Origin of the sequence: Neobacillus solisequens (assembly GCF_051233465.1) — a bacterium.
Classification (GTDB): domain Bacteria; phylum Bacillota; class Bacilli; order Bacillales; family Cytobacillaceae; genus Neobacillus.
In genome coordinates this window covers 386,177-411,030 of the sequence record NZ_JBKFGJ010000011.1, presented here as the reverse complement: position 1 = coordinate 411,030, position 24,854 = coordinate 386,177, and the positions used below count along the sequence as shown (strand labels likewise).

Genomic DNA, 24,854 nt, shown 5'->3' with positions numbered 1-24,854 from the left:
TGCCTGTCACCCAATTTAATGAAGATAATCCGGGTGTTTAAAGGCATCCGGATTTTTTAGCTCTTGGAAGATGTTTGGTGGGCTTGTTTCTGTATTGACAGGCTGTTGGGTCATGTTTTGTGGTGCTGGGAGGTATTGATTTAGGATTTTTTTGAGTTCGCCGACGGTGACGGGTTTGGCGTAGTCTTTTAGTTCGTATCCCAGCAGTCCATTGGCTTCAATGGTGGCCATCTTTATATCTTCCATCTTTGAGATTCCCTCGTTTCTCATCCGCATTTCCAGTTGGTCTACAGTCATACGCAGTTTTCGAAGGTTCTCGATGTTTAAAATCCCATTTTCAATCACCATTTTTGATTTCCCGGTAATCAACTTTTCCAGGACATTAAACTTTAGCTCTAAAAATTCTAACAATATAGTGGAAAAAACAAAAATAACCCCAATTAAGATTGTACTAATCATACTTTTGCCAACAAGTGGCGCCACAATAACCGTGCCAATCGAAACCATTACAACCGTTTGTGCAAGGGTCATTTGCGAAATCGACTTTCTTCCAGAAATTCGTAAGATTGCAATCCCTGAAAAAATAAGAACAAATGATTTCCAGATCACACTCCAATCCATCTTAATCCCTCCAAAAAAGTCTTAAGAATAATATTTCCGAACATGTCCATTATTATTTTTTTAAGGGTAACAAATAAAAGAGGCAGCTGGAAAGCTCCTGCTACCTAACATGTTTATAATAAAAGCTCTTTTTCCTTTTCCATTTCCAACGCCGTTGCAATATAGGCAAATCCGTTCAAAAACATGTAAATAACATTCGATTGCGCCCGTTCATGTTCCCCTAAATAAGTATTGATAATCGTGATGACTGAAAATAGGACAACAAAGAATAAAGCCAATTTATTAAAAATAACCAATAGTGAACAACCCCCTTCAACAGCGATGCTTACCTTTATCTTATTTAAATAGGGTTATACTTATGCAATCTATGATGCAAATGTGGAAATGGTGAGAGACGTGCCTGGTTTCGATTAAAAGAGTTAGTGACAGGCACGCTGAATAGGGTATACTATCCATATTGGTAAAATGCAGAGGAGTGAAAGGCACTATTATGGAATGGAAAATAAATGATTCAATAAAACAAAAGATCGACCGGTTTGAGATTACTATAGATGATGTTACCTTTCCGAACGGAGATCAAGGGACATTTTCCTATGTTAATTTTGCTAAGGGGGTTTGTGTTCTCCCTATAACAGAGGACCAACATGTTTGGTGTATTAAGCAGTATCGCCATGCTTTTAAGAACTGGCAGTGGGAGTTGCCTGCAGGGGCAATGGACCCCACTGATTCCAGTCCGCTTGAAGCAGCGAAGCGGGAATTGGCAGAAGAAACCGGCTGTATAGCGGAACATTGGCTTGATTTAGGAAGCTTTTATCCTTCCCCTGGTTCGACCAGTGAGGAGATCTATTTGTTTGCAGCGGCAGGTTTAACCAAATTGGAACAAAATTTGGAGGCAAGTGAACAAATTGATTTACATAAACTCAGTATGGAAACGCTGAAAAAAATGGTTGCTGATGGAGACTTTAGTCACGGGGCCGGACTTGCCGCGATTTTGCGCTATAAGTTTATTACGGACTAATTTTCAAAAAAAGAGACACCTTTAAAAAAATGAAGGTGTCTCTTTTTGCAAACAATACTAATAATCCGTCACGGTTAAATTTCGATCTAAATAGGATTCAATTAATTCGCTGATTTGATAGGCCACTTGTGGAGAGTCAAAGTTTTCAAACACATGTTCACAGTTACTTTTATAACTCATGGTCTCATTATAATGGGACATATGACGTTTAATGACTTCCTCACTATCCTGACGATCCTTTTGTCGTTGAATAACTGTGTCGCGGTCTGCATAAATGAAAATCCGCATAACACCATCGCCATACATTGATTTTAATTTTTCTGCCCCTTCTGGATTTAACGTCAAATAGACAAGTTGGTGGTTCTTAAAGGCTTCATCAATATCCTGCTCTCGAATGCCATAATGAATTCCATCAATTTCCACGCTTTCAAGAAATTCCTGCTGTGCTTGCATCTTTTTGAATGTTTCCTCATCAACAAAGTGGTAGTCTTCACCATTTATTTCGTAATGGCGGGGGGAACGGGTAGTATAAGAGATCACGGTTTCCATATCAAACGCTGTTGCAACCATTTTAGCAACAGTCTTTCTTCCTGAACCATCGGGACCAGTGTAAACAAATATTTTTTCTTTACCTCTTATCTCGTGCATAGGCAAGCCTCCTTATAGTGTCCTAACCCTAAAGATCTTATGGAGAGTTTTTAGCAGGGATGTAAGGGGGTTATGTTCATTATAACAAAGGATACATCTGGAAGGATATAAATATATTTATGCGAATATTCGGGAATATAGACGGAATTCCTAATTAAAATTCACTATGTGACAGAGCTAGTCCAAAGGAATTTTTACCCCCTTATTGAATCCAAACATGATCATACTCCAACCCCAGTATTAGTATTACCCTAGGTTTAAATCAACTATTGACAACAAATATAGTAATCGTTTACATTTAAAAATAAGGATTGTTACTGTTCGGCAGGCAAAACCTAAATTTGTGAAAGAGTATCGAAAATGGTATTCTTATGTACAAATTTAGGTTTTTTTATTTATACAAAAATCTTCAATCAAGGGCGAGTGGATATGGAAATTAGGAAGATACTGAATAATAATGTCGTCGTTTCTCAAAATGGTTCGAAACAGGAAATCGTCGTGATGGGGAGAGGATTGGCTTTTCAGAAGAAGGTTGGGGATGAGATTGACCATTCTAAAATAGAAAAGACATTTGTATTGGAGACCCATGGAATATCGGAAAAATTAGCAAAACTATTGCGGGACACATCTGAGAAATACCTAGACATTTCAGCGAAAATTTTGGATTATGCCCAATCACAACTTCCATATAAATTAGATGAATACCTATATGTGGCCTTAACGGACCACTTAAGTTTTGCTATAACCAGACATAAACAGGCGATTCATTTGAAAAATCCATTGTTATGGGAAATTCGCAAGTATTATAAGCAGGAATTTCAAATTGCCCAGAAAGCCCTTGAAATTATTGAAAAAGAAACAGGGATTGCGCTTGGGGAAGATGAGGCGGCATCTATTGCGCTGCATTTAGTCAATAGCCAGTTATCGGGTGAAAACATGGCTACGGCAGTTCAAATTACCGAAATGGTGAACACGATTTTAAACATCGTCAAATATCATTTCAAAATGGAATTGGACGAAAGCTCCGTGAATTATGAACGGTTTCTAACCCATCTCCGTTTTTTTGCGATTCGTTTTGTCCGAAAAGAAAAACTAGAGGAGACGGTGGACCAGTTCTTTTTTGAACAGATCAAGCTTAAGTATCCCGAAGCCTATATTTGTACAGAAAAAGTGGCGACCTATTTGAAAAATCAGTTTAACTGGAGCCTGACGAAAGATGAGGAAATCTATTTAACCGTCCATATTCATCGAGTTACGAATCGGCATAAACTGAAATAGAAGAAGTGCGAAACTAGAGTTTTTTAAAAAAAGAAACCGTTGACATTCTATGAAAGCGTATGCTAAAGTATGAATACAAACTTAATAACAATTTTTTTACTAGGATTGTTACTGATTATGCAGGCAAAACCTAAGTTGTACGTCAATGACTATTGATGGGCAATTTAGGTTTTTTGTGTTTTTAGGAGGTGGATCAATTATCATATTAAAACAACAGAATACCATTAGAAGGAATGTTACCTTATGGGCATAACCTGATCTAATCTGCTTTACACTATTTTCATGTGTATTCAGATTGGCTCAGGTTTTTTATTTGATAAAAAACTAATTTGAAAGAAGGGTTAATAAATGAAATACGAACAGCTTGCCAAAGATATTATTCAAAATGTCGGCGGAAAAGAAAACGTTATCAGTGTTGTTCACTGTATTACCCGGTTACGTTTTAAGTTAAGAGATGAAGGTAAAGCCAATACAGAGGTATTGAAAAATATGGATGGCGTCGTCACTGTTATGAAGAGCGGCGGTCAGTATCAAGTCGTAATCGGGAATCATGTTCCCGATGTCTATAAAGATGTGGTGGCAATTGGCGGCTTTCAAGCAGCAGCACCTGTTGAAGAAGAAGACGGCAAAAAGCAAGGGTTATTTAATTCTTTTATCGATATGATTTCTGGCATTTTCACTCCAACGCTAGGTGTGTTGGCAGCAACAGGGATGATCAAAGGTTTCAACGCTTTGTTCATTGCACTTGGTTTATATACGAACAAATCAGGTACTTATAACATATTAAACGCGATTGGGGACTGTTTATTCTACTTCTTCCCGATCTTCCTAGGGTTTACAGCAGCCAAGAAGTTTAAAGCGAATCAATTTATCGGGATGGCGATTGGTGCGGCATTGGTGTATCCAACCTTATCCGGCTTAAGCGCTGGCAAGCCGCTATATACATTGTTTGAAGGAACCATGTTCCAATCACCGGTGCATATCACGTTCTTAGGAATCCCGGTTATTCTCATGACGTATTCTTCAACAGTTATACCAATTATCGTTGCAACTTGGGTTGGCGCAAAAGTAGAAAAATGGTTTACGAAAGTGATTCCTGACGTTGTAAAAGCATTCTTAGTTCCATTCTTTACATTACTTGTTGTTGTACCACTTACATTCATCGTGATCGGACCTGTTGCGACTTGGGCAGGTCAACTGTTAGGGCAATTAACCATCTGGTTAGTAAGCTTAAGCCCAATTATCGCAGGACTGTTCCTTGGCGCATTCTGGCAAGTGTTTGTTATTTTCGGCTTGCACTGGGGACTTGTACCAGTTGCGATTAATAATATGGCTGTCATGGGATCTGACCCAGTCTTAGCATCTGTTTTTGCTGCTTCATTTGCACAAACCGGTGCCGTGTTAGGGGTTTGGTTGAAGACGAAAGATCAAAAGGTTAAATCATTAAGTATTCCAGCCTTTATTTCCGGTATTTTTGGGGTAACGGAGCCGGCAATTTACGGGATTACACTTCCTAAGAAAAAGCCATTTATTATCAGCTGTATTGCTGCTGGTATCGGTGGTGCCATTACGGGAGCATTTGGGACTAGAACCTTTATTATGGGAGGACTTGGAGTATTTGGATTTCCTAACATGATTAGCCCTAAAGATGGAATTACAGCAGGATTCTGGGGTGCTGTGATCGCTGTAATCGTAGCATTTATCTTAGGTTTTGTTTTAACTTACCTATTTGGTGGAGCAGGCAAAGAAACAGCTTCTGCCGGAACTACTGAAAAAAATAATACTAATCATAACAAAGCAGCAACTAAAGTTGAAAAGGCAGTAATTTCAAGCCCATTTAATGGGGATGTAAAACCATTATCTGAAATAAAAGATGCCGCTTTTGCTTCTGGTGCACTTGGTAAAGGTATAGCGATTGAGCCAGCAGAAGGAAAGTTATTCTCTCCTGTTTCGGGTACTGTTTCTGCCTTATTCCCTACCAACCATGCGATTGGCATTACAACCGAACAGGGTATCGAAGTGTTAATTCACATCGGTATGGATACCGTTCAATTGGAAGGTAAGTACTTTACCTCCCATACAGAACAAGGCGCTACTGTCGAAAAAGGACAGCTATTAATTGAATTTGATATCGCTCAAATTAAGAAAGCCGGTTATATCGTCACAACACCAGTAGTCGTAACGAACCATAATCAATTTGAAGTTACTCAAATTGGTGGGAACGAAGTTAAAGCTGGTGACCAGTTATTAGGTTTATCAGCTAAATCAGTAGCGATCTAAACAAAAGAATGAGAAGGGACAGAGTTCCCTTCTCATTCTACATAGTAAAGGAGATGTATGATGATGACAAAATTCCCAGAAGGATTTTTATGGGGCGGTGCGATTGCCGCGAACCAAGCAGAAGGCGGTTATTTGGAAGGTGGGAAAGGATTAACAACCGTTGATCTTATGCCAACAGGTAAAAATCGCTGGAATGTAGCAATCGGATACCTTGACACATTTAAACCTGTTCAGGGTGAATATTACCCAGCACATGAGGCCATCGACTTCTATCATCGTTATAAAGAGGATATTGCGCTGTTTGCCGAGATGGGATTCAAAGCACTGCGTGTGTCGATTTCCTGGGCACGGATTTTTCCAAATGGTGATGAGGAGCAGCCAAATGAAGCGGGCTTAAAGTTTTATGACGATGTATTTGATGAACTATTAAAATACGGCATCCAGCCAGTTGTGACGATTGCTCACTTTGACGTCCCCGTGCATCTAGTTGAAACATACGGCAGCTGGAGAAGCCGCAAACTGGTTGCATTTTTTGAAACGTATGCTACCACGATTTTTAAACGATATAAAGACAAGGTTAAATACTGGATGACCTTTAATGAAATCAATATGCTCTTGCACCTGCCTTATGTTGGTGCCGGACTTGTGTTTAAAGAAGGAGATCATAAAAAACAAATTCAGTATCAAGCAGCGCACCACCAATTAGTGGCAAGTGCCTTGGCTGTAAAAGCATGTCATGAAATTATTCCTGATGCGATGATTGGCTGTATGTTGGCCGGCGGAGCCACTTATCCGTATACATGTAATCCAGATGACGTCTTTGCAGCGATGGAAAAAGATCGTGAATCATACTTCTTTATTGACGTGCAGTCACGCGGGGAATACCCGGGCTATGCGAAACGCTTTTTTAGAGATAACAACCTGACGATTGAAATGGAAGCCGGCGATGTGGAACTTCTGAAAGAAGGAACCATTGACTATATCGGTTTCAGCTATTACGGAAGTCGGGCAACAAGCACAGATCCCGAAATTTTAAAACAAATTTCAAGCGGGAACGTGTTTGCCTCTGTGGAAAATCCATATCTGGAAAAATCAGAATGGGGCTGGCCGATTGATGCCAAAGGCTTCCGATTTACCTGCAATCAGCTATACGACCGTTATCAGAAGCCATTATTTGTGGTTGAAAACGGACTTGGTGCGGTGGATGAAGTAACTGCTAATGGGGAAATAATTGACGATTACCGCATTGATTATTTGAAAAAACATATTGCTGCAATGGGTGAAGCGCTTGAAGATGGTGTGGAACTTCTTGGTTATACAAGCTGGGGCCCAATTGACCTCGTCAGTGCTTCAACCGGAGAAATGAAAAAACGTTATGGTTATATCTATGTTGATAAAGATAATGAAGGTAATGGCACATTAAAGCGAATGAAAAAGAAAAGCTTTTATTGGTATAAGCAAGTGATTGAATCCAATGGGGAAAACCTAGATTAATATAGGGAGGCAAAAACAATGACACAAAATAGTACTAGATTCCCAGAAGGTTTTTTATGGGGCGGTGCAACAGCTGCCAACCAGTTAGAAGGGGCTTACAAGGAAGGCGGAAAGGGTTTAAACCTAGCAGATGTTCTTCCTGGGGGAAAAATTCGCCTAGAAATCTTATCTAAGCCAGGGTTTGATTACGAAATCGACCACAGTAAATATCATTACCCTAATCATGAAGGAATTGATTTTTATCACCGATATAAGGAAGATATTGCTTTGTTTGCGGAGATGGGTTTTAAAGTTTTCCGTATGTCCATTGCTTGGTCTCGTATTTTCCCAAATGGTGATGAATTATCGCCAAATGAAGAAGGATTAGCATTTTATGACAGGGTGTTTGATGAACTGCTTAAGCACGGTATTGAGCCAGTTGTAACAATTTCTCACTATGAAACACCTCTGCATCTCATCAAAGAATATGGCGCATGGAAGAATCGTAAACTGGTCGAGTATTTTGAAAGATACGCGAGAACTCTTTTTACTCGATACAAAGATAAAGTCAAATACTGGATGACATTCAACGAAATAAATGGTGCTACCCACTTCCCTCTATTTGGTCTTGGATTTTCAGCCTCTAGTGAGGAAGCCCGTCTACAAGAAAGCTTTCAAGGATTGCACCATCAATTTGTAGCGAGCAGTTTAGCAGTAAAGGCTTGTCACGAAATCATCCCTGATTCAAAAATTGGTTGTATGTTGGTGTATGCGCCTGTTTACTCGTTTGATAGCAATCCTGAGAATATTATGCATGCAATCAGAGAAGAACAAATCTTCAACTATTATTGTGGAGATGTTCAAGTAAGGGGCGAGTACCCTGCCTTTGCGAAACGTTATTGGGAAGAGAATGGCATTGAGCTAGACATCCAAGAGGGAGACTTACAGCTAATTAAGGAGAACCCTGTTGATTACATTGGATTTAGTTATTATATGTCCCGAACTGAAAAGAAACAAAAAAATGAAGTAGAATCATCATCAGGTAATATTATTGGTGGTGTGAAGAACCCATTTTTAAAGAGCTCAAGCTGGGGCTGGGAGATTGATCCAACTGGACTTAGAGTTTCGTTAAATAACTTATATAACCGATATAGGGTACCTCTTTTTATTGTTGAGAATGGTTTAGGCGCATATGACAAAGTGGAAACAGACGGTTCTATTATTGACGATTACCGTATTGATTATCTACGAGACCATATTGAGGCAATGGGTGAAGCCATTAAAGATGGTGTTGATTTGATGGGTTATACACCTTGGGGATGCATTGATTTAGTCAGTGCGTCTACAGGGGAATTATCGAAACGTTATGGCTTCATCTATGTTGATAAGCATGATGATGGAAGTGGTACATTAGAAAGAAGTCGTAAGAAGTCCTTCTATTGGTATAAAGATGTTATTGCTACTAATGGTGAGACATTATAAACTTGTTCAGAAAAGGAAATTCCTTAAGGGAATTTCCTTTTTTTTATACAACAAATATCAGTTATATTAACTTCAGACAAGGCAGGGCCAAAAAAGAAAGGTTGTGTCCGAAGAAAAGTGAACTTCAGACAAGGCAGGGCCAAAAAAGGAAGGCTGTGTCCGAAGAAAAGTGATCTTCAGACAAGGTAGGGCCAAAAAAGGAAGGATGTCCGAAGAAAAGTGAACTTCAGACAAGGCAGGGCCAAAAAAGGAAGGCTGTGTCCGAAGATAAGTGAACTTCAGACAAGGCAGGGCCAAAAAAGGAAGGCTGTGTCTGAAGATAAGTGAACTTCAGACAAGGCAGAGCCAAAAAAGCAAGTCCTTGTCCGAAGATAAGTGAACTTCAGACAAGGCAGGGCCAAAAAAGCAAGGCCTTGTCCGAAGAAAAGTGAACTTCAGACAAGGCAGGGTCAAAAAAGGAAGGCTGTGTCTGAAGATAAGCCAACTTCAGTCAAGGAGTTGCTCAAAAGGCCAAGAACTTGTCCGAAGTTGTGACTAATATAAGCCTAAAGGGCAAAGAAAGATACTGTGTAACGGTCTTTTAAAAATAATAATGGTGACAGGCACCGCTTATATTATAATAAAAGGGAAAATATTGGATGGGGGACTTTTTACATGCAATCAATAGAGAGAATCGGTGAGAGGTTTTGGTACATAACTCCTGTCTCGGAGACGGATCGCCCTATTTTGGGCATGGTGATTGGAGATCAAAAAACATTGATGATTGATGCGGGGAATTCAGGTGCCCATGCAGAATACTTCCTTGCAGAACTGACGAAAAGACAAGTGCCAAGACCGGACATCGTCTGCCTTACTCATTGGCATTGGGATCACATTTTTGGCCTTTCTGCATTAACAGAAGCTGTTTCGATTTCTTCTAAAGAAACGAAACAAGAAATTGAGAAGCTTATTGGCCTTTCCTGGACAGATACCGCTTTAGATGAACGGGTCCAAGAAGGGACTGAAATCGAATTTTGTGCCACAGCAATAAAGAAGGAATTTTCGACACATCGTGATATTGCCGTAACGCTACCAACATTATCATTTGAAAATCGAATTGAAATTGATCTCGGGGGTGTGACGTGCATTTTACAACACGTAGGAGGAGATCATGCTTCCGATTCCGTGGTGATCTATATAAAGGAAGAAAAAATCTTGTTTCTTGGGGACTGTATCTATGCCGACATTTATGCGGAAAAGAGAAATTACACCATTGAAAAAACGCTTCAGATGCTTGAACTGTTAGAGACTTTTGATGCAGAATACTATGTTCTCTCTCACTGGAAGCCGATTTCGAAAGCAGAATTCCAACAAGAGGCTTATATGCTTCGGGAAATTGCCAAGTTAACGGAATCTTGTAAAGGGGAGAAACCACATATAATCAAAAAGTATAGAGACCAAGTAAAAAGGGATCTGAATGAGGATGAGTTGGAGATTATTGAGGAATTCCTTAATGGGTACAAATAAAAACGGTTAGATTTTTCAAAAAAAATAGGTTTAACTTTAATAAAAAAAGGATGCACCAATAAATTGGTGACATCCTTTTTGATTAATAAACGACTACTGGTTCATACGTACTAAGATTGTCGTAAACAGTTTTCATGATACTGGAAGGCGTATTCACACATCCGCCGGAACCAGCGTTAAGATAGGCATCGCCTGACCAGTTTTTCCGCCAGCCTGCATCGTGGAATCCCTGTCCGCTGTTTGTAAATGGTGCCCAATAATTTACTTTTACTTCATAGGCTCCGCTTCCTACGTGTGTACCTCTAAGAATGGATGGGTTTCGTTTGTAAAGAATATACCACAATCCAGGAGATGTATCTTCACCCGTGCTGTGTTTTCCCGTTACGACATTAGTGGTAACGGCCAATTTTCCGTTCTTATAAATCCAAATCCGCTGTTCTTTAATGGACACTTCCGCATAGGTGTCACCAATCCCATTATTCGTGGTGGTTTCATAACCGATCCCTTCACCACCCCATCCATGGCCATAAATATTTGACGCTGTAACGGATTTTTCTCCTTTTTCAAAGGCGCCTTGGATCAGTGCTGCTTCCTTATCTACATCCAATGCCCAGCCATAGCCGCGAGCTTTTACGGAAATAACCGAACCTGAATGGGTTGTAAAATTGATAAGTTTATTTAATGTGGCCTGAGAAGTATTAACCTCGGTAATTTTGTTCTTGATGTCAGTAGGATCAATGTTGACTTTCATTTCTTTGGATACAGAGGCATTTTTAATAACCTCGCTGGCATTTAACGTATATACCTTATCCTGAACCTTATACTCAACCGTTTGTTTAAGGATTTCCTGCAACTTATTCTGTTCATTTTTTACAATGTCACTGTCCTCTTTAACAGGTTTTATGAAAACAGGTTTCAGGTGAATTTCACTTTTAAATTCCTGTTGATCGTAATCCTTTAATAGATTAGGGACATCATACTGTTCTCCATCACTGCTCTTAGAAATAACCATTTGACCTTGTTCTAATTTAGCTTGGGCATCTACTGGAGCTTTTAAACTCTTATTCAATGTTTGGAGTTTTTCTTCAACAAGCTTTTTCATCGTTTGGCTTCGATATTGATCCGCTTTTTCAGGGACAAGGGAATAATTTTTTAATTTAGAAGTAGGAATAAAAGTCCATTGTTTTTTCAATAAGTCCTTTACTTCAGGCAGATCTTGATTCGAAAATCCCAACTGTGTGTCTGCTTCGTCCAGTATTTGCTGGTCCCCAACATAGACTTCGTTTTTTAAGACAGTAGTTTTTAATTTCTTTAAAGCCTGATCAGCAGTCAGTCCACCGACTTTGATATTATTAATCGTAACCTGTGAATTGAACCGGGTTGCCTGATAATAACTCATTCCCCCAACTAGGAGCGCAATAAGAGTCACACCGCCAATCGTAATGTATTTCCAATTCTTACCCTTTTTTTTGGCCGAGTGTGCCCGCCTATTTTCTTCAACTGAATTCTTTTCCGCGTTGCTCATAACCTTACCTCCGACTGACTACTAACCTTGGTGCAGATTTCCATATAGTATTCTAGTGATATTGTACCAAAACTCTAAATAAGTTTACTCTATAATGCTCAAAAAATCACTATTACTATAGTAGCCTTTTTGGCATAAAATTTCCATTGGTATAGTAAAATATTTTTTATTTTACATGACGAATCTTAATAAAAGATTAAAAAACCTATTATTACTCATCCGCCTTAATCCTCCCCATTAAAATCGTATTATAAAAATGTCCGTCTGAAAGAAGTTTGTCCTGCTTTAACACACCTTCCACTTCAAAACCTAACTTTTGATAAAGGGTAATGGCCTTCTGGTTAGTTTCCAAAACACTTAATGTCATTTTTTTAAAATGATTGGCATCAGCCCACTGAATTGATTGTGCTAATAAGTTCTTCCCCATCCCATAGCCCCAATATTCCTTCAACACACCTACCCCAAACTCTACTTGATGGGCCTTTCTTGTCAAATAGTACCCTTCACATCTTGAAAATCCGACAATTTTACCATTGGCTTCTACTACTAAAAATAAATTTCGGTCGCTCTCGGTATCGTTTCTAATGAGCTGTTGAAAACCGGCTTCATCTATATATGCTTCACCTGGTTCACGGTCGAGGTTTTCGGTTTCCCCGTCGATTTTAAGTCTAACCTCAGATAAATTTATGGCATCGGTCTCTTTGGCGGATCTGATTATGTAGTGTATGTTCCGAATTTGATAATCTTTTTGGGGAATTCTCATAAAAATAGACCTCCTAATCATGTATCTGTTTTATTTTACCACCTAATTTTAAAGGGATCGTAATAAATAAACCCATTTACAAATTTTCCAGAATCAGTATAATTCAAGATGAAATGAAAAAACACAATCCGGTTGGTAGTCCGGATGCAGACGTTTTTTGTCTGTCAGTAACCTTTCCTTCCTCGGGATGTCCGTCATTTCATGTATGTTTAGAGGAGGGGTTTAGGATGAAACTCACCATTTTTTATGATGGTCAATATTTCGTTGGCGTTGTGGAAATGGTATCTGCGGAGCGTCTTAAGGCCTATCGTTTTGTTTTCGGAGCAGAGCCAAGTGATCAAGAAGTCTGGGAGTTTGTCGACAAGAGATTGCTTTCTTTGATGGAGCAGCATGAACAAAAAGGAATTAAATGCGATAAGGCTGCACAGAAAAGAATGAATCCAAAACGGCTTCAACGTAAAGTTGCGAAGGAAACTAGGCAAATAGGTGTATCCACAAAAGCACAGGAAGCAATCAAGGAAGAATATGCTGAACGGAAAAAAGAAAAGCAGCAGAAACACAAGTTGCTGAGGCTAGAGCAGGTTCAATATAAACGAGAACTGAAGCGGCAAAAGGCAAAGCAAAAGCACAAAGGCAGATAATCAACTTGGTTTCACCACAAAAACATTGGGTTTGATAGCCCAATGTTTTTTTTATGAGTCGAGAAATAGTGGATGCAATTGTGTAACGATCCAAAAAACGCGGTGATATTTTATTGTCACCGCATTTCATTTTTTATCAACAACCAGCGAAGCATTTTCAGGCGGTCTTTGTCCCTGTTGTAATTGGGCTATCGAAAAGCCGAAGTTCATTTCCAAATGGGGATAATCTTTAAATTTTTGCCAATCGCCACCCCATTCAAAACCCAAATTCTTCGCTATTTTCACGACCTCAGACCAATCTGCCACGCCATTTTGATTCCCGTCATATTGCCGATCCCAAATGATTTCATCCGAATTGGTCTTTAATGCAAAGTCTACAGCTAGTCCATAATTGTGATAAGATTGGCCGCCCTTGGCATTTGTAACGACGTCACCCTCTATTGTCCTGCCTTGCTGGTATAATCGGTCTTGATCTTCTGAACTTCTGAATCCATCTGTAATGACCACGACAATCCCTTTTTTGGCTGCCAGTTGGATTAATTGATTCGTTTGTTCTCTTACCGTAGGATGTAGTCCTGTTGGCAGGGGAGCTGCCTTCACTGTTTCAGTTTTTTTATGAGCGTCCGAAACGCCTGTATAAATCATACCAAAAAAGAGTGCGGCCAGCGCGATGAGAAAAACAACAGATGCAACACGCTTCTTTTTTAGCTTTCGCTTCCGTTTCAATGTAATCGATTCCTTTCATACAATAATAGTTCATTAATAAATACGCTTTTAAAAGTTTCATTGTTTCATATTTTTTTGTGCAAATAATGGCAGTTCTCCAGCATTATTATGGTGGAGTTCCTTATGATACAATCATAATATTATCATTTCCTTAAGATTAAATAATCCAGAAGGAAGGAGCAACCTTTTTGAACATATTGCTTAATCATAAAATTATCAAAGAAATGTGTGGAACTGTCTCCTTCAAACGAGGGGATTATTTTTACCGTAGGAATAAAGTGACATTTGAACAGATTCACCCAGAGAGTTGTCATGCAACCGTTTCAGGTGAAGGAGAATTTTATGTAAAAATTGAAGTGGATCGACAAGGAGATATTCAAACGGAGTGCAGCTGCCCCAAGCTTGCCTCCTTTAAAAAAGAGTGCCAGCATGTCGCTGCTGTGTTAATTGCGATATTGGAGATGAGGCAACAGAAAGTTAGTACGAGTTCTAATAATGACCTTACGGATGACTTGGTTAACCTGTTCAGTGAACCTCCCGTTCGTTCCAGTGGGTATCAGCTTCATTTTGAAAAAAGGCAAGTCCTAGATGCCCAATTTGTCTGTAAACCCATTACAGTCGGTGAGGGTCAAAAGATAATCGGAATGGATTTACTAATAGATACGCTTAAAGTGTCAGATATCCGAACCTTTCTAATAAAAATTAGACAGGGTGAGCGGTATCCACTCTCCCATTCATTCTCCTATGATCCAAGCTTGCACTGTTTTGCGAGAGATACTGATCCTATCATTCAACAGCTTATTAGAGTGGTACTAGATGAAAGGACATTTGCAGGAGAAATCTCGTTGGGTCATTTGGAGGTACCTGTCAGTAGCACTCTTCCGATTCCTGCCTCTTCATGGGAGCAGCTTCGCGATTTACTTGTAAAAAATTCGGGTGTAAAACTGCAAAATGAAGGAACAATTTTTACTGGATTAACCGTTACAGAGGAAACATTGCCGCTACTGTTCGATTTTGCGGAAGCTCCTGGCAAAGGGTTTTTGTTGAAAGTTAATGGTTTTGAGGAGATGACAATATTAGAATCCTATCGGTCTGTTTTATTTAGTGGAAAAATAAAGCAGCTGGAAGATCAGGATTTTCGGCGGTTTTTAGAGATGAAAGGAATGCTGGAAGCGGGAACCAATCAAATTCCAATTGCCTCTGAGCAGCTTTATTTTTTTCTAGGGAAAGTTGTTCCGGGGTTGAAAAAACTGGGACATGTAGCGCTTTCCGACACTATTACCAAGCAGTGGATGACGACCTCTCTGGAGCCAAAGCTTTATTTAGACAGGGTTAAAAATCGCCTCCTTGCTGGTCTCGAATTTCATTATGGGCATACGATCATTAACCCGCTTGAGAGCAGAGAAATTCCGACTGGAACCTTGTTAATCAGGGACGTAGAGAAAGAGGAGGAGCTCCTGCAAATCATGGAGGACAGCTCTTTTGCCAAAACAGATGGTGGATATTTTTTGCATAATGAAGAGCTAGAATACGAATTCTTATACAATACTCTTCCACAGCTGCAAAAGCTTGCTAAAGTATATGCTACCACCGCCGTACGGAATCGAATTTCCAGGGATAACTTTCGACCTCAAATCAGGGTAAAGGTCAAAAAAGAACGAACCAATTGGCTGGAGTTTAAATTCGAAATGGTTGGAATCTCGGAACAGGAAATTCGTGATGTATTGGCAGCGTTAGAGGAAAAACGCAAATATTACCGGCTGCCGAATGGCTCTTTATTGTCACTGCAGACAAGAGAATATGAAGAAATCCAACGTTTTCTCTATTCGCCGCACATCCAGCCTAAGGGCCTTGCAAATGGATTAGATCTGCCGTTCGAAAAGTGCCTGGAACTCCTTGATACGGTAGAATTAGACGATATGTTTAAGCTGGAGGAATCATTCGTACAGTTTCTCGACCATCTCCGCCATCCGGGACGGTTAGATTTCGAAGTTCCTGAGCGTTTGGAGCCGATCCTTAAACTGTACCAAAAGCAAGGGTTTAAGTGGATGAAAACCTTAGCATACTATGGATTTGGCGGGATCTTAGCCGATGATATGGGACTGGGGAAAACGATTCAAAGTATCGCCTTTATCGTGTCTGTCCTTCCTGATATCCGTAAAAATAACCAGCCTGCCCTTGTTGTTTGTCCTGCGTCTCTGATCTATAACTGGCTCAGTGAATGCAAGAAATTCGCACCAGAAGTGCATGCTGTTGTCGTTGATGGAACTAAAAAAGAGCGGGCTTCGTTATTGAAAAACATAACCGATGTCGATGTGATCATCATTTCGTATCCGTCATTGCGAATGGAAATGAGCTGGTTTGAGAAACCATTTTTCCATACGGTTATTTTTGATGAGGCCCAAGCCTTTAAAAATCCATTGACCCAAACGGCACGAGCAGTAAAGAAACTCCAAGCACATCATCGGTTTGCCCTAACTGGGACCCCGGTAGAGAATGCGTTAGAGGAGCTATGGTCCATTTTTCATGTGGTATTTCCGGAACTGTTCCGAGGCTTAAAGGAATTTAGCAAACTTCAAAGAAAACATATTGCCCGAAGAATCCGCCCTTTTATGCTGCGCAGAATGAAGGAGGATGTTCTCTTAGAGCTTCCGGAAAAAATAGAGTCGCTAGAAGCGGTAGAATTACTCCCTGACCAGAAAAAACTGTATGCGGCCTATTTAGCGAAATTGCGTCACGACACATTGAAGCATTTGGATAAGGAGACGATTCGAAAAAATCGTATTCGCATTCTCGCAGGATTGACCCGGCTACGACAGATTTGCTGCCATCCTGCATTGTTTGTAGATGGATACAAAGGGAGCTCGGCCAAATTCCAACAGCTTCTAAATATTATAGATGAATCAAGACTTTCCGGCAGAAGAGTATTAATTTTTTCCCAGTTTACCAAAATGCTTGAATTGATTGGCCGAGAATTAACGGCAAAGGGGCTGCCTTTCTTTTATCTTGATGGTCAAACACCAGCCGAAGAACGGTTGGAAATTTGCGAACGATTTAATGGTGGGGAGCGGGATCTATTTCTCATTTCCTTGAAGGCCGGAGGTACTGGACTTAATCTGATGGGAGCTGATACGGTGGTCTTATATGATACCTGGTGGAATCCTGCTGTTGAGGAGCAGGCAGCAGACCGTGCCCACCGGATGGGGCAGCAGAACCCCGTAGAAGTCATTAAGTTGATTGCCAGTGGAACCATTGAAGAAAAAATGAACGAACTCCAAGAGAAAAAACGCAATCTGATCGAAGAGGTAATTGATTTCGATGAAAAAATGAATGCGATCTTAACCGAGGAGGATATACGGGAGATTTTGATGATTTAGGTTGCTTAAGGGCGGCTTTTTTTTGAAAAATTTTGGGAGGCGAAAAACCATGAATGTCATTGAAAAAGCCTTGCAGGTTGCCAGTAAAGCGCATTTGAATCAGCGCAGAAAACTTACGGACATTCCGTATATTACTCATCCGGTTGCAGTTGGGATGATTTTAATGAAGGCAGGTTATAACGATGCGATCGTAGCTGCAGGAATCTTACATGATACCGTAGAGGATACCATGATTACCCTGGAGGACCTTGAACGTGAATTTGGCCATGAAATTTCTAAAATAGTTGAGGGTTGCTCTGAGCCAGATAAATCTCTTTCTTGGGAGGAGAGAAAGCAACACACGATTCATTTATTAAAGGAGTCGCCTATAGAAGTACGCGCAGTAGCATGTGCGGACAAACTGCACAATATCCGGTCAATAATCGATGATTATGAACAAATGGGTGATGAAGTATGGACTCGGTTTAAGCGCGGTAGGGAAAAGCAGGAATGGTATTACCGAAGTGTGGTTGACAGCCTTGGTGATCAGTCCGAATTTGAGTTGCTGGGGGAATTAAGGAGTGCGGTAGGGCGGTTATTTAATCGATAATAGGAACTAAGTATTAAGGTTGTCCATCAAGCGGGCAGCCTTATTTTTGTAAATTAATTTCGAGCACACGATAAAGATTAAGCGTTTACATTGTCATAATTCTGTACGATTTACAACCTTCCAGAAATTTTTAAAACTTTATAATTATCTATATTAAATATGGTATAGAAACTTTCATAGAAAATAAGGAGGAAATAATGAATTTAAAATTAGGCACCAAGATAACAGCCATGGTAATAGCTTCTATATTATTACTTTCGGTCATGATTGGCTTTGTAGTAAACCTTGAAATCACAAAAGGTGTAAAGGAATTTGCGGTTGTAAAGGCCAAAGGCGATTTACGTTTGGCAACCAAGTACATAAACGAAAAGTATCCCGGAGATTGGGTCGTTAAGGATAATAAGATGTACAAAGGCAAAATCTTGTTGAATGACAATTTTCAAATTGTTGATGAGATTGGAAAAGATACCGGTGACACTGTAACAATTTTTCAAGGAGATAGCCGTGTTTCTACAAATGTTTTAAAAGATGGAAAAAGGGCAACAGGAACCCAAGCTTCACCGGAAGTTGCGTCAGCAGTATTAAAACAGGCGAAGAATTATTATGGGGAAGCGGATGTGGCTGGGCATCTCTATCAAACTGCCTATGCTCCTATTAAAAATAAAAATGGGCAAGTAATCGGAATTTTTTATGTAGGGGCTTCTCAAAAAATTATTAATCAGATTTTATCATCGTTTTTAATAAAGTTTGTAACCGTATTAGTGATTATGATAGTAATATCCTCCATTGGCGTTTATTGGTATACGAAAAGAATGAGAAGACGCCTGGCATCCATTGGCAGGGCACTGGAGTTGGCAGGGAATGGAGATTTTACAACAGTCATTCATGACCATTCAAAAGATGAGTTAGGGACCCTTTCCTCGAGTTATAACCAAATGTCGAATAACTTAAAGAAAATGATGAATGAAGTCATTGCTACATCAGAGGTCGTCGCGGCATCATCTGAAGAATTAACGGCTAGTGCGGATTTAACGAGCAAGGCCACTAAAAATATTACTTCATCGATTCAGGAAGTAGCAAGTGGGGCCGAGCAGTCGACAGCAAGTGTAAAAGAAAGTGCGATTGCCTTGGAAGAGGTAACAATCGGAGTTAAATCAATTGCTGACAATACAGCGGTTATGACTCAATTTAGCACCCAAGCCACGGAAAAGGCTAAAGAAGGCGGAGTATATGTTCAAAAGACAGTCGATCAAATTAATGAAATCAGATGCACTGTCAGTAAAAGCGGTGAGGTTATCCAATCATTGGACAAGCGGTCAAATGAAATTGGCGACATTATTAAGATTATTTCAGGTATTTCTGAGCAAACCAACCTGTTAGCTTTGAATGCAGCTATTGAAGCCGCCCGCGCTGGCGAGCACGGAAAGGGATTTGCGGTTGTCGCAGATGAAGTACGAAAACTGGCCGAGCAGTCCAAGGACTCCTCTTCCCGGGTTGCTAGTTTAATCATAGAAATCCAACAAGATATGGAGCGTTCCAATCAATCCATTGAACAAGTTTCTGTGGCAGTAAATGATGGATTGGGAATCGTTAAACAAACAGAAGTGAGTTTTAAAGAAATCTATCATTTTTTGTTGCAACTTGCTAATCAAATCAATGAGCTGGCGGCAATTGCGGAAGAAATTTCAGCAAGTACGCAACAGGTGTCCGTGAGTATTAAAGGTATATCAGACATCTCTCATCAAACCTCTATTTATTCTCAGAATGTATCAGCATCAGCAAATGAACAATTGCTATCCATGGGAGAAATTGCTGCTGCTGCAAGTTCCTTGTCTAATATGGCAGCGGGATTGCAACATTTGATTAGCCAATTTAAGGTATGAAAAAAAGAACTTGGACTTTTGCTCCAAGTTCTTTTTTAACAATTAAATCTCTTCTAATACACCTTTTACCAAATCAACAAATTTAGCTCGTACTTTACCTGCTACTTCAATTACTTCATCATGATTTAACGGCTGATCAAGGATGCCGGAAGCCATGTTGGTTAAGCAGGAAATACCAAGTACCTTCATCCCGCTATGAGTCGCAACAATTACTTCAGGTACGGTTGACATGCCGACCGCATCTGCTCCTAATGTACGAATCATGCGGATCTCTGCCGGCGTTTCATAGGTAGGACCGCTCCACCATGCATAAACTCCCTGTTGTAAGGAAATATTTTGTTCCTTCGCCACCTTTTCGGCAATACTGCGCAAGTGTGGGTTATACGCTTGTGACAGATCAGGGAAACGAGTCCCCAACTCATCGTTATTAGGCCCGATTAATGGATTGGTACCAACTAAATTAAGATGGTCAGTAATTAACATTAAATCTCCCGGGCTAAAGCTCTTGTTTACCGCACCACAGGCATTGGTAATGAGCAGATTTTCGATGCCCAAGGCTTTCATGACACGAACTGGGAAGGTAACATCGTCCAGTGAATACCCTTCATAGTAATGGAAACGTCCCTTCATGGCTGCAACGGTTTTACCCTTAAGCTGGCCAATCACTAATTCATTCGCATGACCTATTGCTTCTGACTTAGCGAAGTGAGGGATTTCACTGTAAGGAATTCTAACAGGATTTTCAATATCATCTGCAATGGAGCCCAAACCGGACCCTAGAATCATCCCGATGGTCGGCTTATGATCCGTTTTACTCATAATAAAATCGCGCGCTTCTAAAATCGCATCTAATTTATGCATCTTTACTTCCTCCTTGGTTGGAAAAATAATCCGATATATCTTTTAATGTGCTTAATAAACAGGCAAAGCATGTATGACTTTACAGTAAAAGTTTAATCGATAATAAAAGCGAAGTAAATAGACTAAAATTCATTTTGGGAAAAAGATTTTGATAAATTAATAGAGCATCGACGTAATTAGACTTTCTTTTTTTAAAAAATAATAAAACAAATGAAATGTGTTTGACCGAAAACAAGCGGTACTGTTAAAGGAAGCGCAAAAAATACCAACTGCAGCTTAAGAAAATAACGTCGGTCCGAAGGGGAACGGAAAGAGGTATGTTAAATCCATATGATATGAGAATTTTTTGTAAGGAGACGTGAATGATTGAACCAAGCACATGAAAACAATATGTGCAATTTTTATAAAATTTAACTAAAATTTTAGTAAAAATAATTGAGGTGTTTTACTTATAGAGGTAAAATTGAATATAGAAATCTTTTTGCCAGATACAAGACGATGGAGGGAATTTTGATGAGCACGAGAACACTATCCAATACTTTTATAGACATCTTTCATAGTTTGCCAGATAAGGCTTTTTTTGCTCCGGGAAGGATTAATTTAATCGGAGAACACACGGATTATAACGGTGGTCATGTTTTTCCATGTGCAATAACGTTTGGAACGTATGCTGTTTCAAGAAAACGCGATGATCAGCTTGTCCGTTTATATTCTGCTAACTTTCCTGATAAAGGGATTATTGAATTTAACTTAAATGATTTACGTTTTGACAAAGCGCACAACTGGGCTAACTATCCAAAAGGAATGATTCGTTACATCATGGAAGCCGGCTATGACATTCCAGGAGGCTTTGAGTGCGCCATTCATGGAAATATTCCCAATGGGGCAGGACTTTCTTCATCAGCCTCTATTGAACTTTTGATAGGTGTCATGGTAAACGGATTGTTTGGATTAGAGATTCCCCGTCTTGACTTGATTAAGCTGGGCAAGCAGGTTGAAAATGAATTTATTGGCGTAAACAGTGGAATTATGGATCAGTTTGCTATAGGGATGGGAAAAAAGGACGCTGGAATTCTGCTTGACTGTCAGACGCTACATTACGAATATGCTCCCATTCAGCTTGATCATCATAAAATTTTAATCATGAATACAAACAAACGCCGTGAACTTGCGGACTCCAAATACAATGAGCGCAGAAGTGAATGTGAGGAAGCATTGGAACAGCTTCAGCAAGAATTTTCTATCGAGGCGCTTGGGCAGTTAACAGAAAAGGAATTTGATGAAAGTCAACACCTGATAACCAATGAAACAGTTCGCAAGCGGGCAAAGCATGCTGTCTATGAAAATGTTAGAACAATAAAGGCTTTGAAAGAACTGAAAGCTGGAAACCTAGATGTATTCGGTCAGTTAATGAATCAATCGCATATTTCGTTGCGAGATGATTATGAAGTGACTGGAATCGAACTTGATACATTGGTGGAGGCAGCTTGGAGGCAACCTGGAGTGCTTGGTGCCAGGATGACAGGTGCAGGCTTTGGAGGTTGCGCCATCGCTATTGTTGCCAATGAAACGGTGGATTCTTTTATTGAAAAGGTTGGAACTGTCTATCAAGAAAAAATAGGTTACAAAGCTGATTTATATGTAGCAAGTATTGGTGACGGGGCGAAAGAAATTGAAATGGAGGATGTGGTTTAATGAGTATACTTGTCTTGGGCGGCGCAGGTTATATTGGTTCACATGCTGTTTATCAGTTAATCGATCAGGGTTTCGATGTGGTAGTGATTGATAATTTACAGACTGGACACCGCAATGCGATCCATCCGAACGCACATTTTTATGAAGGAGATATCCGGAGCCGAGAGTTCATGAAGTCTGTTTTTGTTAAAGAAACCATTGATGGGGTTTTGCACTTTGCGGCTAATTCACTAGTGGGAGAATCAATGGTTGAACCGTTGAAATACTACGACAATAACGTATACGGAACCCAAGTTGTCCTTGAAACCATGAAGGAATTTGATGTGAAACATATTGTTTTTTCTTCAACAGCCGCTGTTTATGGAGAGCAAAAAGTAATTCCTATAACAGAGGAGTCAATCACGATGCCGACCAATACTTATGGCGAAACCAAGCTGGCCATGGAGAAAATGATGGCATGGTGTGACAAGGCATTTGGGATAAAGCATGTTGCTCTTCGTTATTTTAATGTGGCAGGTGCAAGAACAGATGGTCAAATTGGTGAAGATCATTCTCCTGAAACGCACTTAATTCCGGTTGTTCTGGAAGCGGCATTAGGAAAAAGAGCTGCCGTTACTATTTTTGGTGAAGATTATGACACTCCAGATGGTACCTGTATTCGCGATTATATCCATGTGGAGGACTTGATTGGGGCCCATATTTTAGCTCTAAAATATTTGCAAAATGGCGGAAAAAGCAATGTTTTCAATCTCGGCAGCAGTCAGGGATTCTCGGTAAAGGAAATTGTTGAGACGGCTAAAGCGGTGACCAGCATTGATATCCCTGTAAACATCGGGGAGCGACGCGCAGGTGATCCCAGCATATTAATCGCTTCTTCGAATAAGGCAAAGCAGGTGCTTGGGTGGAATCCATCGAAGACATCGATAGAGCAAATCGTGAAGGATGCCTGGAACTGGCATAAGCATAACCCAAATGGCTATGGATGTGAAAATCATGATTGATCGTCTGGTTCAACAACTCATTTACCAAGCCCTGCGAACTCATTTAATTGATCAAGAGGATGAAATGTATGCGCAAAATCAAGTATTGGGACTTCTGCAATTGAATGGATTAAGAAAAGAATCCGACATAAACGAAGAATCCCAGAGTATCCCAGACCTATTAGATCAAATTGTTGATTATGCCTGTGAACAGAGAATCATTGAGGATATTTTTGATGAACGGGAAATATTCACCAGTAAAATCATGAATTGTTTGATTGCCCGCCCGTCAACTGTTAACCAACTATTTTTTGAAAAATATAACGAGGGTCCGAAAGTGGCAACGGATTATTTTTACGAGTTGAGTAAAAACAGTAACTATATTCAGATGAAGCGGATACAAAATAATATTGACTATAAAGTAGCAACAGAGTACGGAGCACTGGATATAACGATTAATCTATCAAAACCTGAAAAGGATCCGCGAAGCATCGCAGCTGAGCGGTCAGCGGTGCAAAATGACTATCCTAAATGCCTTCTTTGTATTGAAAATGAGGGGTATGTCGGGCGTGTCGGTCATCCGGCCCGTTCCAATCATCGGATGATCCGATTGAATTTGCTTGGGGAGAAGTGGTTTCTACAATTTTCGCCGTATGTGTATTACAATGAGCATTGTATTGTCCTTTCTGAAAAGCATACTGATATGAAAATCAGCTCTATGACGTTTGACAGGTTATTAAGCTTTGTTGAACAATTTCCTCATTATTTTCTGGGATCTAATGCAGATATCCCCATTGTAGGAGGTTCGATATTATCTCACGAACATTACCAGGGCGGTCACTATGAATTTGCCATGGCGAAGGCAGAAAATGATTGGGACTTTGAAATGAAGGATTTCGCAAAGGTCAAATGCTCCGTTGTCAAATGGCCAATGTCGGTGATTCGCTTGTCTTGTGCAGAAATAAAGCCGCTTGTCGAAGCAGGGGCCCATATTTTAAGTAAATGGAAACAATACAATGATGAATCATTGAATATTTTAGCATGGACAGGAGATACCCCCCACAATACGATCACACCGATTGCCAGAAAGAAAGGAAATAGGTTTGAATTAGATCTGGTGCTTCGCAATAACCGAACAAGTGCTGAACATCCGCTTGGTATATTCCACCCTCATTCAGATGTACAGCATATTAAGAAGGAAAATATTGGATTGATAGAGGTAATGGGCTTGGCTGTTCTTCCTGCACGCTTATTGTCAGAGCTTAGAGAAGTGGAAGCATTTATCCTTGATAAAAAATCCGATGTCGCAAAGTATCATGTAAATTGGGCTAAGGAATTAAAGGAATGCTACAATGGCATTGCGAACGAAGCTAACGTCACTTCATTAATAAGAGAAGAAGTCGGAAAGAAATTTTTAAAGGTTTTAAAAGATGCCGGTGTATTCAAGCGGACTGAAGAAGGCGCTGCTGGATTCAAACGGTTTATCTATTCTTTATGATGATTAGGAG

At 39.9% G+C, this 24,854-nt stretch carries 20 protein-coding genes; 13 read left to right on the top strand and 7 right to left on the bottom strand.

The annotated features are described in order from the left end of the window. Positions 1-15: 15 nt before the first annotated feature. Entirely contained in the window at positions 16-621 is a 606-nt protein-coding gene (locus tag ACI3K6_RS13405; RefSeq protein WP_435555216.1) for a DUF421 domain-containing protein, read from the bottom strand. Positions 622-734: 113 nt separating this feature from the next. Beyond that, positions 735-917: a hypothetical protein gene (locus tag ACI3K6_RS13400; protein WP_335477192.1), complete on the bottom strand. Its 183-nt coding sequence runs from the start codon at positions 915-917 to the stop codon at positions 735-737. A 194-nt stretch (positions 918-1,111) separates the two neighbouring features. Here ACI3K6_RS13400 and ACI3K6_RS13395 point away from each other — a divergent pair, with 194 nt between their 5' ends. Next, the gene (locus ACI3K6_RS13395; RefSeq protein ID WP_335477193.1) at positions 1,112-1,639 is read left to right on the top strand and encodes an NUDIX hydrolase; all 528 of its coding nucleotides are present in this window, start codon (positions 1,112-1,114) and stop codon (positions 1,637-1,639) included. 57 nt (positions 1,640-1,696) lie between these two features. On the opposite strand, the gene ACI3K6_RS13390 is transcribed toward ACI3K6_RS13395, so the two are convergent. Next, positions 1,697-2,287 (bottom strand): guanylate kinase, encoded by a 591-nt coding sequence (locus ACI3K6_RS13390; protein WP_435555215.1) that lies wholly within the window; start codon positions 2,285-2,287, stop codon positions 1,697-1,699. A 429-nt stretch (positions 2,288-2,716) separates the two neighbouring features. On the opposite strand from ACI3K6_RS13390, the gene licT reads away from it, so the two are divergent. The 5 genes from licT (at position 2,717) to ACI3K6_RS13365 (ending at position 10,306) form a co-directional block, all read left to right on the top strand. Continuing rightward, a complete protein-coding gene (gene licT / locus ACI3K6_RS13385) occupies positions 2,717-3,565 on the top strand; it encodes a BglG family transcription antiterminator LicT (protein WP_435555214.1) in 849 nt (282 codons plus the stop codon). 348 nt (positions 3,566-3,913) lie between these two features. Next, positions 3,914-5,845, top strand: a complete 1,932-nt coding sequence (locus tag ACI3K6_RS13380) for a beta-glucoside-specific PTS transporter subunit IIABC (RefSeq protein ID WP_435555213.1) — start codon at positions 3,914-3,916, stop codon at positions 5,843-5,845. A gap of 57 nt (positions 5,846-5,902) precedes the next feature. Beyond that, the gene (gene ascB, locus ACI3K6_RS13375; RefSeq protein WP_435555212.1) at positions 5,903-7,339 is read left to right on the top strand and encodes a 6-phospho-beta-glucosidase; all 1,437 of its coding nucleotides are present in this window, start codon (positions 5,903-5,905) and stop codon (positions 7,337-7,339) included. A gap of 18 nt (positions 7,340-7,357) precedes the next feature. After that, positions 7,358-8,800 carry a glycoside hydrolase family 1 protein gene (locus tag ACI3K6_RS13370; RefSeq protein ID WP_435555211.1) on the top strand — a complete coding sequence of 481 codons (1,443 nt, stop codon included), beginning with the start codon at positions 7,358-7,360 and terminating at the stop codon, positions 8,798-8,800. Between the two features lie 654 nt (positions 8,801-9,454). Beyond that, positions 9,455-10,306 (top strand): MBL fold metallo-hydrolase, encoded by an 852-nt coding sequence (locus ACI3K6_RS13365; RefSeq protein WP_435555210.1) that lies wholly within the window; start codon positions 9,455-9,457, stop codon positions 10,304-10,306. Between the two features lie 82 nt (positions 10,307-10,388). Here ACI3K6_RS13365 and ACI3K6_RS13360 read toward each other — a convergent pair whose 3' ends face one another. Both ACI3K6_RS13360 and ACI3K6_RS13355 read right to left on the bottom strand, forming a co-directional pair. Further along, complete coding sequence (locus tag ACI3K6_RS13360) at positions 10,389-11,831, bottom strand: L,D-transpeptidase family protein (RefSeq protein ID WP_435555209.1); 1,443 nt, start codon at positions 11,829-11,831, stop codon at positions 10,389-10,391. Between the two features lie 211 nt (positions 11,832-12,042). Further along, a complete protein-coding gene (locus ACI3K6_RS13355; RefSeq protein ID WP_435555208.1) occupies positions 12,043-12,594 on the bottom strand; it encodes a GNAT family N-acetyltransferase in 552 nt (183 codons plus the stop codon). 227 nt (positions 12,595-12,821) lie between these two features. Between ACI3K6_RS13355 and ACI3K6_RS13350 the strand changes: the two genes are divergently transcribed. Next, a complete protein-coding gene (locus tag ACI3K6_RS13350; protein ID WP_335479237.1) occupies positions 12,822-13,235 on the top strand; it encodes a YjdF family protein in 414 nt (137 codons plus the stop codon). A gap of 126 nt (positions 13,236-13,361) precedes the next feature. On the opposite strand, the gene ACI3K6_RS13345 is transcribed toward ACI3K6_RS13350, so the two are convergent. Next, the gene (locus ACI3K6_RS13345; protein ID WP_435555248.1) at positions 13,362-13,880 is read right to left on the bottom strand and encodes a M15 family metallopeptidase; all 519 of its coding nucleotides are present in this window, start codon (positions 13,878-13,880) and stop codon (positions 13,362-13,364) included. Positions 13,881-14,149: 269 nt separating this feature from the next. On the opposite strand from ACI3K6_RS13345, the gene ACI3K6_RS13340 reads away from it, so the two are divergent. The 3 genes from ACI3K6_RS13340 to ACI3K6_RS13330 all read left to right on the top strand — a co-directional run bounded on the left by ACI3K6_RS13340 (position 14,150) and on the right by ACI3K6_RS13330 (position 19,810). Further along, positions 14,150-17,338, top strand: coding sequence for a DEAD/DEAH box helicase (locus tag ACI3K6_RS13340; protein ID WP_435555207.1), 3,189 nt, complete (start codon positions 14,150-14,152; stop codon positions 17,336-17,338). A gap of 49 nt (positions 17,339-17,387) precedes the next feature. Next, the gene (locus ACI3K6_RS13335; protein WP_435555206.1) at positions 17,388-17,927 is read left to right on the top strand and encodes an HD domain-containing protein; all 540 of its coding nucleotides are present in this window, start codon (positions 17,388-17,390) and stop codon (positions 17,925-17,927) included. A 197-nt stretch (positions 17,928-18,124) separates the two neighbouring features. Continuing rightward, the gene (locus ACI3K6_RS13330; protein WP_435555205.1) at positions 18,125-19,810 is read left to right on the top strand and encodes a methyl-accepting chemotaxis protein; all 1,686 of its coding nucleotides are present in this window, start codon (positions 18,125-18,127) and stop codon (positions 19,808-19,810) included. Positions 19,811-19,852: 42 nt separating this feature from the next. Here ACI3K6_RS13330 and ACI3K6_RS13325 read toward each other — a convergent pair whose 3' ends face one another. Beyond that, positions 19,853-20,671, bottom strand: coding sequence for a purine-nucleoside phosphorylase (locus tag ACI3K6_RS13325; RefSeq protein ID WP_335479248.1), 819 nt, complete (start codon positions 20,669-20,671; stop codon positions 19,853-19,855). Between the two features lie 513 nt (positions 20,672-21,184). Here ACI3K6_RS13325 and ACI3K6_RS13320 point away from each other — a divergent pair. From ACI3K6_RS13320 to galT, 3 genes are read left to right on the top strand one after another with little or no spacing between them, the layout of a single operon-like run. Continuing rightward, a complete protein-coding gene (locus ACI3K6_RS13320) occupies positions 21,185-22,366 on the top strand; it encodes a galactokinase (RefSeq protein WP_435555204.1) in 1,182 nt (393 codons plus the stop codon). After that, positions 22,366-23,367, top strand: a complete 1,002-nt coding sequence (galE, locus tag ACI3K6_RS13315; RefSeq protein WP_435555203.1) for a UDP-glucose 4-epimerase GalE — start codon at positions 22,366-22,368, stop codon at positions 23,365-23,367. The genes ACI3K6_RS13320 and galE overlap by 1 nt, the downstream gene beginning before the upstream one ends. Beyond that, a complete protein-coding gene (galT, locus tag ACI3K6_RS13310; protein ID WP_435555202.1) occupies positions 23,360-24,844 on the top strand; it encodes a UDP-glucose--hexose-1-phosphate uridylyltransferase in 1,485 nt (494 codons plus the stop codon). The genes galE and galT overlap by 8 nt, the downstream gene beginning before the upstream one ends. Positions 24,845-24,854: the final 10 nt, after the last annotated feature.